7 protein-coding genes are annotated in these 7,338 nt (G+C 71.4%); 2 read left to right on the forward strand and 5 right to left on the reverse strand.

Annotated features, from left to right (window positions below):
* Positions 1–1,135: DUF4139 domain-containing protein (locus D7X12_RS36745; RefSeq protein WP_244225005.1), on the reverse strand; the 1,135-nt coding region annotated here is incomplete at its 3' end.
* A gap of 69 nt (positions 1,136–1,204) precedes the next feature.
* Positions 1,205–2,113, reverse strand: coding sequence for a hypothetical protein (locus D7X12_RS36750; RefSeq protein WP_208719519.1), 909 nt, complete (start codon positions 2,111–2,113; stop codon positions 1,205–1,207).
* Positions 2,114–2,240: 127 nt separating this feature from the next.
* Here D7X12_RS36750 and D7X12_RS36755 point away from each other — a divergent pair, with 127 nt between their 5' ends.
* Entirely contained in the window at positions 2,241–3,230 is a 990-nt protein-coding gene (locus tag D7X12_RS36755; RefSeq protein ID WP_120629867.1) for an alpha/beta fold hydrolase, read from the forward strand.
* On the opposite strand, the gene D7X12_RS36760 is transcribed toward D7X12_RS36755, so the two are convergent.
* Positions 3,227–3,778 (reverse strand): M15 family metallopeptidase, encoded by a 552-nt coding sequence (locus D7X12_RS36760; protein WP_120629868.1) that lies wholly within the window; start codon positions 3,776–3,778, stop codon positions 3,227–3,229. The genes D7X12_RS36755 and D7X12_RS36760 overlap by 4 nt on opposite strands.
* 140 nt (positions 3,779–3,918) lie before the next feature.
* Between D7X12_RS36760 and D7X12_RS36765 the strand changes: the two genes are divergently transcribed.
* Positions 3,919–5,343: a lipase maturation factor family protein gene (locus tag D7X12_RS36765; protein ID WP_120629869.1), complete on the forward strand. Its 1,425-nt coding sequence runs from the start codon at positions 3,919–3,921 to the stop codon at positions 5,341–5,343.
* 16 nt (positions 5,344–5,359) lie between these two features.
* Here the strand turns inward: D7X12_RS36765 and D7X12_RS36770 are convergent, their stop codons facing one another.
* Positions 5,360–5,761: an MGMT family protein gene (locus D7X12_RS36770; protein ID WP_208719522.1), complete on the reverse strand. Its 402-nt coding sequence runs from the start codon at positions 5,759–5,761 to the stop codon at positions 5,360–5,362.
* An 89-nt stretch (positions 5,762–5,850) separates the two neighbouring features.
* Positions 5,851–7,338: DUF2339 domain-containing protein (locus tag D7X12_RS36775; protein ID WP_120629871.1), on the reverse strand; the 1,488-nt coding region annotated here is incomplete at its 5' end.

Here is a 7,338-nt window from a genome sequence, read left to right on the forward strand (position 1 = left end):
CGGTCTCGTGTGCTCGGAGAGGTGTATAAGAGACAGCGGCGGGTGCCATGGGACGGGGGGCCCTCCCGGGAGGGCCGCCGTAGGAGGCCGGCTCCGCGAAGCCGTCCGTGTCATCGCTGTCGCTCTCCTCCAGGGACTCGGGCTCCTCGGGCTCGTAGCTCGGCGCCTGCTGGGGCATGGGCTCGGGCTTCGCGAGGGCGGGTGGCTCCGGGGCGCGCATGGCGTCGTAGCCGGCGAACAGCTCGTCCAGGCCCGGAGCGGGCTCGCGCCAGCCCGAGCGCGGGGGCGGGGGCTGGCTGCGGCCGATGCGCAGCGACTTCAGCTCCGGCACCTCCGCGCGCCGCTCCAGGTCCGCGGTGGAGACGGACAGCCGCACCCCCGTCCAGTCCTCACCCGTGCGCTGGAGCACGGCCGCGCGCATGCGCAGCGTGCCTTCCTCCAGCGTGCGGGGCAGGCGCAGATCATAGGTGGGCACCCAGCGCGCCCCGGACACGGCGTACTCCAGCACGAGGCGCGCGGCCCCGGTCGCGGGGAGGGGACCGGACAGCGTCAGCAGCGCCGCGCGGAACAGGCGGGCCCGGTCGCCGGAGAGCGCCGAGGACAGCTCCTGCACGCGCCGGCGCCGCAGCTCCAACTCATTCGCGGCGTCGCGCTGCTGCCGCTCCAGCTCCAGCCGCTGGGCGTGCAGCGCCGCCAGCTCTGCGTCCACGAAGCCCGCCAGGGACAACATCGCGGACAGGGGCGCCTCGCGCGGGGGCTGCCCCTTGCGCATCGGCGGGAAGGTGGGCGTCAGGCGCTGGAGCGACTCCAGCTCCATGCGCACGCGCTCCAGCCGGCCGTGCACGTCCGACAGCGCGGCCTCCGCCGCTTCGAGCGCGTGCTGCTCCGAGGGCAGGTCCGACTCCGACGGCAGCTTCACGTCGAAGGCAGGCCGCAGGTCGCGGACGAGGAGCCCGGAAGGCCCGTCCACCACCCGCGCCCGCAGGGAGCCCGTGCGCAGGGCGAGCGGCAGGCCGTCGATGCGGACCTTGTCGGGCAGGTGTCCCTGCTCCGGGGACAGCACGAAGGCGCGCGTGCACAGCGCTCCCTCGGCGTGAACCGTGACGGACTCCAGGACGGACGCTACGACGCGCATGGGCCCCCACTTCCGTGTTGAGGGCCGCACGCTAACCGACGCGTCCGCGGATGGCGACGAGAGCCGACGTCAGAACGCCCGGTTCACCGCGTAGCCGCAGATGCGGTGCTCGGCCGTGTAGGTGGCCGGACCGGGGATGCCGTCGATGGGGCCCGTGTAGCCGAAGCTCCGGCCCACGGTCTGCACGCGGGTCCAGTAGATGGAGCCCGGGATGCCGTCCTCCTGCGCGGAGGTCCGGGGCGTGCCCCGGTTGTTCAGCTCGCGCGCGGTGATGCGCACGCGGACCTTCTCCGTGACGGGCCCCGTCACCCCGTCAATGGGCCCCGTGTAGCCGAAGTCGCGCTGGCCCACCGTCTGGATGCGCTTGTAATAGATCTCCCCCGGGATGCCGTCGAACTCAGTCGTTGTCTGCGGCAGGCCGCCCGGTGAGCCGCCACCGCCCGCGATGCGTCCGCCCGCGTAGTCCATGGACCAGCCCAGGTAGCGCGCGCCCGTCTTCGCCGAGTAGCCCGCCACGCTGTTGACGCCAATCGCATTCCCCCAGGACTGCGACAGGTTGTAGGTGGCCATGAAGACCGTCCCGCCGCCGCCGTTCAGGTCCGCGCCCACGTGCCCCGCCGACCCGATGTCCCACCAGTGGAAGGCGCCAATCAGCGCCGTGGACGCATTCGTCGAGACGATCCGCGACGCCCGGTAGGCCTCGATGGCCGTGGGCCGCGCCGAGGACGCCGGAAGCTCCCCAAAGCGGAACATCAGCGAGCCGCACCACTGGTTCCAGGTGCCGCCGTCCCGCGTGGGATGGGCCGCGGCATAGGCACGCGCCCGATCATAGATGGGCGAGTTCACCTCCGCCTCCACGGTGCCAATCGCAGACACGTCCTGCGCCGGAGGCTCCACCGCGCCCCCTCCACAGGCGGACAGCACCAGGCCCGCGGTCAACAGCAGGGCAGGGGACCCCGTCATCCAATTCAAGCGCATCGGCTGTCTCCAGGAGGGCACTTCAGCGTGGGTCGAAATTTACCTTAAAGTCTTATTATACACGGATTGCAAACTTGCGTCTGAGGTTCGCGCCGGAGCCGTGCGAACCGTGTAAAAGTGTTGGGCCATGCGAATGCCCTGGTTCCGCTGCGCACTGTTGATGCTGACTGCCTGTGCGACCACTCCGTCGGTGCCTCCGGGCGACGACGTGGATCCCCTGCACCAGGTGCGGCGGGTGGAGGTGGCCGAGGGGGTGGAGCTGGAGGTGCTCGACTACGGCGGCGAGGGCCCGGCCCTCGTGTTCCTGGCGGGCATGGGCAGCACCAGCCACGTCTATGACGTGCTGGCGCCGGAGTTCATCGCCACGCATCATGTGTATGCCTTCACCCGACGTGGCTATGGCGCGTCGAGCTGGCCGTCCACCGGCTACGACACCGCGACGCTGGGCAATGACCTGCGGGCCGCGCTGGACGAGCTGGGCATCGCGAAGGCGACGCTGGCGGGCCACTCCCTCGCGGGCGATGAGATGACCTGGCTGGGCGGCCACCACCCGGAGCGCGTGGAGGCGCTCATCTTCCTGGACGCGACGGACGACCGGGGGGAGATCGCCGTGTTCCTGAAGGACGGTCCGCTGCCGCCGCTGCCGTTCTCCGTGCTCGACGGCCAGCCCTCACGGGAGGCCGTGGCCGCCGTCATCGAGCGCGACCTGGGCGGTCGCTTTCCGCCGCACGAAATCGAGCAGGCGTATGAGTTCGACGCGACGACGGGTGCCTTCCTGCGCCACCACCGACACCCGGATGCCGTGGAGCTGTCGGTGCGCGGCGTGGCCCCGCCGGACTTCGCGAAGCTGAAAGGCCCCGTGCTGGCCATCTCCGACGAGCAGGCCTTCACCGATTGGGTTTCCGCCCTGACCACGAACGAGGGCGTGTCCGAGGAGATGCGCGAGCGGGCCCGGAAGTACCTTCCGGAGATCCGCGAGCACGAGGCCGCCCGGGCCGCGCAGCTCAGGCGCATGCCGAACTGGAAGCTCGTGACCCTCCGGGGCGCCGGCCACTACCTCTGGCTCACGCGCTACGCCGAGGTCGTGGCCGAGATGCGCGCCTTCCTCGCGCGCTAGCTGGCGTCGGTGCGGACCAGGGTGGGCGCGGGCTCCGGCTCCACCCGCAGCGGCTGGCCCAGGCAGTCCTCGCCGTCCCGGGGGGCGGAGGTGCTGCGCGGCCGGTACTCCCAATGCCAGGGCTCCGAGGCCACCGTGCGGCGGAAGCCGAAGCGACACGCGTTCCCCGCGAGCCAGGCGTACGTCGGCGACTCCAGGTTGCCGCCCACGACGAGATCCACCGCCAGCCCGCGCTGGTGGTTGGAGCGGCCCGGTCGCGCGGCCTGCGCGCCCAGCCCCTTTCGGTAGAGGCGCCACAGGTCGCGCTGCTGCCGGTAGGAGCGCAAGGCGCTCGTCACCAGCAGCGACTGCCCTGACTCGCGGGCCGCCTTCGCCATGCGCTCGAAGGATGCGGCCGCGTCACGGTGGAGCCGGTGCCCGCCGTGGATGCGCACGAAGCGCGGCCCCTTCGCCTTCGCCTTGCGGACCTTCACGTCCTGGGCGAACCCGGCGGGGGCCAGCAGGCAGAGGAGGAGCACGAGGCTCCGGCGCAGCTGGGGGAAGGGCATTCGGAGGTCCAAGCAGGATGCGAAGACACAACGGTACGCCTTTATTCCTCGCGGAAAAGCAGGCAGGGCGCCGAGCGCTTCCTGATTCCCGCTTGCCGTTGGACCCTGAAGGAGTCCGGGGCCGGACATAGCGTTGAGGCATGCCTGAAGGGTTCCACGCACCGGACCTCTGGCTTGCGCGGCTCGTGCTCCAGCGCGGCCTGGGGTTCTGCTACCTCCTCGCCTTCCTCGTCGCGCTGGCGCAGTTCCGGCCGCTGCTCGGCGAGCATGGGCTGCTCCCGGTCCCCCGCTTCCTCGCCCGGGCGCGCTTCCGCGATGCGCCGAGCGTGTTCCACCTGCGCTACTCCGACCGCCTGCTCGTCGCCGTCGCGCTCGTCGGCATCCTCCTGTCGCTCACCGTCGTCCTGGGCCTCCCCGACGCGTGGCCCGTCCCCCTGACGATCGCCACCTGGCTCGTGCTGTGGGCGCTCTATCTCTCCATCGTCAACGTCGGGCAGACGTTCTATTCCTTCGGCTGGGAGTCGCTCCTGCTCGAAGCCGGGTTCCTCGTCGCGTTCCTGGGCCCGGCCTGGAGCGCGGTGCCCGCTCCGGTCCTCTGGCTCTTCCGGTGGCTGCTGTTCCGCGTGGAGTTCGGGGCCGGGCTCATCAAGCTGCGCGGCGACCCGTGCTGGAGGGACCTCACCTGCCTCGACTACCACCACGAGACGCAGCCGATGCCGAACCCCCTCTCCTGGTACTTCCATCGCATGCCCAGACAGCTGCACCGGATGGAGGTGCTCGGAAGCCACTTCGCCCAGCTCGTCGCGCCGTTCCTGCTGTTCTTCCCGCAGCCCATCGCCACCTTCGCGGGGCTCTTCATCGCGCTCACGCAGATGTGGCTCCTGCTGAGCGGCAACTACTCCTGGCTCAACCTCATCACCATCCTCCTCGCGGCCTCGGCGCTCGACGGTGCCGTGCTCGGGCACGTCCTGCCCCCAGGCCACGTCAGCACGAGCGTCGTCCCCTGGCACGACGGGCTCGTCCTCGCGGTGACCGTGCTCCTCGTCGTGCTCTCCTACCAGCCCGCGCGCAACCTCTTGGCACGCGAGCAGCTCATGAACGCCAGCTTCGAGCCGCTCCGCCTCGTGAACACGTACGGAGCCTTCGGCAGCGTCACGCGCGAGCGCTACGAGGTCGTCATCGAGGGGACGAACGACGAGCGCCTCACGCCGGCCACCGAGTGGAGGGAGTACGAGTTCCGGGGCAAGCCGGGCGATCCAAAGCGGCACCCGTCCCAGTGGGCGCCGTACCACCTGCGGCTCGACTGGCTCATGTGGTTCGCCGCGCTCTCACCGGCGTACCCGCCCCGGTGGTTCCCGCCGTTCATCGAGAAGCTCCTGCGGGGCGACGCGGCCACGCTCCGCCTGCTGCGACACAACCCCTTTCCAGAGCACCCGCCGCGCACGCTTCGCGCCGTCCTGTACCGCTACCGCTTCACGACCTGGCAGGAGCGGCGCGACACGGGCGCGTGGTGGGAGCGCACGCGGCTGGGCGACTACTTCCCGCCGACACGGCTCAGCGCCTGACGTCCTCCGACGAAGCTCAGAAGAGCTTGAGCTGGGCAGCCGGCGCTGGCGCATCCCGGGGCGGCAGCACGGTGAAGCCGTGGGCGCGGGCCCACGCCTCGCTCGGGCCCGCCCAGTGGTGCGCGTCCATGCGCACGTGGCCCTTGTCGTCGAAGGCCACGCCTTCTTCCTCCAGCAGCTCGCGCTGACGGGGCCCGGAGGTGCTGATGCCGCCCGTGCGGTTGATGATGCGCTGCCAGGGCACGCTCGCCGCGCGCGAGCCCAGCGCGGCCATGGCGTGGCCCACGGTGCGCGCATCGCAGCCCTGGCCGACGATGGCGGCGATGTCTCCGTAGGTGGCCACCTGTCCGGAGGGCACCTGTTCGCAGACCTGGTAGATGCGCTCGAACGGGTCCTGCGTGTCGGTGGGGGACGCCATCACGAGCCTCCAGGGGGAGCGGTTTCGCGCCTGGAATCCCGCATCCCGCGGTGCGCCGTCAAGCCTTCGACGCGGCCCGGGTCCGCCCGTCAACCGCGCCGATCGCGCAGCCGCGTGTATGTGAATGAGACCACCAGGAGCATCACCCCGAGGAGGATGAAGGTGAGCACCCGCTGATCCGGAGGTAGACGTGCCACGTCCACCAGCACCAGCCGCACCAGCGCCAGCCCCATCACCGCCAGCGCGGCCAGCCGGTACCAGCGCTCGCGCACCGCGAAGCCCACGCCGAAGAGGAGGAACGCGGCGATGACCCAGCCCAGGGTGATGAGCCCCGCCGGCATCCGCGCGCCCACCAGCGCCACCAGGGACAGGCCCGCGCCCACCGCGCACGCCGCCGTGAAGAGCGTGCGCGCCTCGGGTTCGGGCAGTCCCGGGACGCGCACCGTCCCGCCGCGCTCCACCAGCACGAACGCAACCACCAGCCCCGCGAGCAGCGTCAGCCGACCCGGGGTCTCCCACTCACACGCCGCCAGCGCCACGAAGAGGATGAGCACGCCCACGCCGCGCAGCACCGGCGAGCCGACCCCGCGCGAGGCCAGCCCCGCGACGAGCCCCGTCACCGTCCAGGCCGCCACCAGCGCGACGTCCTCGTAGCGGGCGGGCATCGCCAGCGCGAGCGTCACCGCTCCCAACGCGAGGTACGCGTGCGCCAGCGCCACCGGCGCGCGCTGCATCCGGGCGACGGCCGCCGCCACGCCCTGCGCCACGGCGACGATGAGCAGGAAGGAGAAGAGGTGCGAGTCCTGCTCCTGGGAGACTTCATACGCGCCCAGCGACACGAGGCCCGCCCAGTTGAGCAGCGTGAACGCGAGGCTCGCGCGCAGGGGCAGGTCGCGCGGACGGGCGAGCAGCGCCACGGAGAACAGCAGGAAGTAGAGCGCGAGGAAGCCCAGGCTCAAGAGCAGCCGGTCGTCCTCCGGCGCGCCGGGGGCCATGTGGCCGGTGCGCACCGCCCAGACGACGTGCGTGCTGTAGACGGCCACGAGGCTGGACAGCGGGACGATGACCCAGCGGTTGCGCACGAGGAAGAACAGCGCCCCCGCCGCCAGCAGCGTGGTGGACAGCAACGTGAACGCGGTGATGTCGCTGAGCATCCCGGTGTGCAGCCCCAGGAACAGCGCGATGCCCGCCACCGTCTCCGACTGCATCCGGTGCGCGATGGTGACGATGGCCACCACGAACCCCGCGAGCAGCACCAGCGCCAGCACCTGGCTGTCGATGACCCGCACCGCCGGGATGAAGTGCAACGCGTAGGTGACGAAGTACGCGAGCGCCAGCCCACCGCCGAAGACGATGCGGCCGAACAATTCATGCCGCCGCGCCAGCCACAGTCCGAACGCGCCCAGCCCCGCGGAGAGCAGGTAGCCCGCGCCCACGCGCGCCAGCATCCCCAGCTCCCCGAAGCGGTAGGTGATGAGGTACGCGATGCCGATGATGAGCGCCACGATGCCCAGGCGGCTCAACCAGTAGGTGCCGAGGTGCGCCTCCAGGTCCCTGCGCTCGGGCGGGGCCGCCAG

The sequence above is a fragment of the Corallococcus sicarius genome (assembly GCF_003611735.1).
Classification (GTDB): domain Bacteria; phylum Myxococcota; class Myxococcia; order Myxococcales; family Myxococcaceae; genus Corallococcus; species Corallococcus sicarius.

Excerpts from the sequence above, each read along its gene's own strand:
- D7X12_RS36750 (WP_208719519.1), bottom strand. The coding sequence starts at position 2,113 with ATGCGCTTGAATTGGATGACGGGGTCCCCTGCCCTGCTGTTGACCGCG.
- D7X12_RS36755 (WP_120629867.1), top strand. The coding sequence starts at position 2,241 with ATGCGAATGCCCTGGTTCCGCTGCGCACTGTTGATGCTGACTGCCTGT.
- D7X12_RS36760 (WP_120629868.1), bottom strand. The coding sequence starts at position 3,778 with ATGCCCTTCCCCCAGCTGCGCCGGAGCCTCGTGCTCCTCCTCTGCCTG.
- D7X12_RS36765 (WP_120629869.1), top strand. The coding sequence starts at position 3,919 with ATGCCTGAAGGGTTCCACGCACCGGACCTCTGGCTTGCGCGGCTCGTG.
- D7X12_RS36770 (WP_208719522.1), bottom strand. The coding sequence starts at position 5,761 with ATGGCGTCCCCCACCGACACGCAGGACCCGTTCGAGCGCATCTACCAG.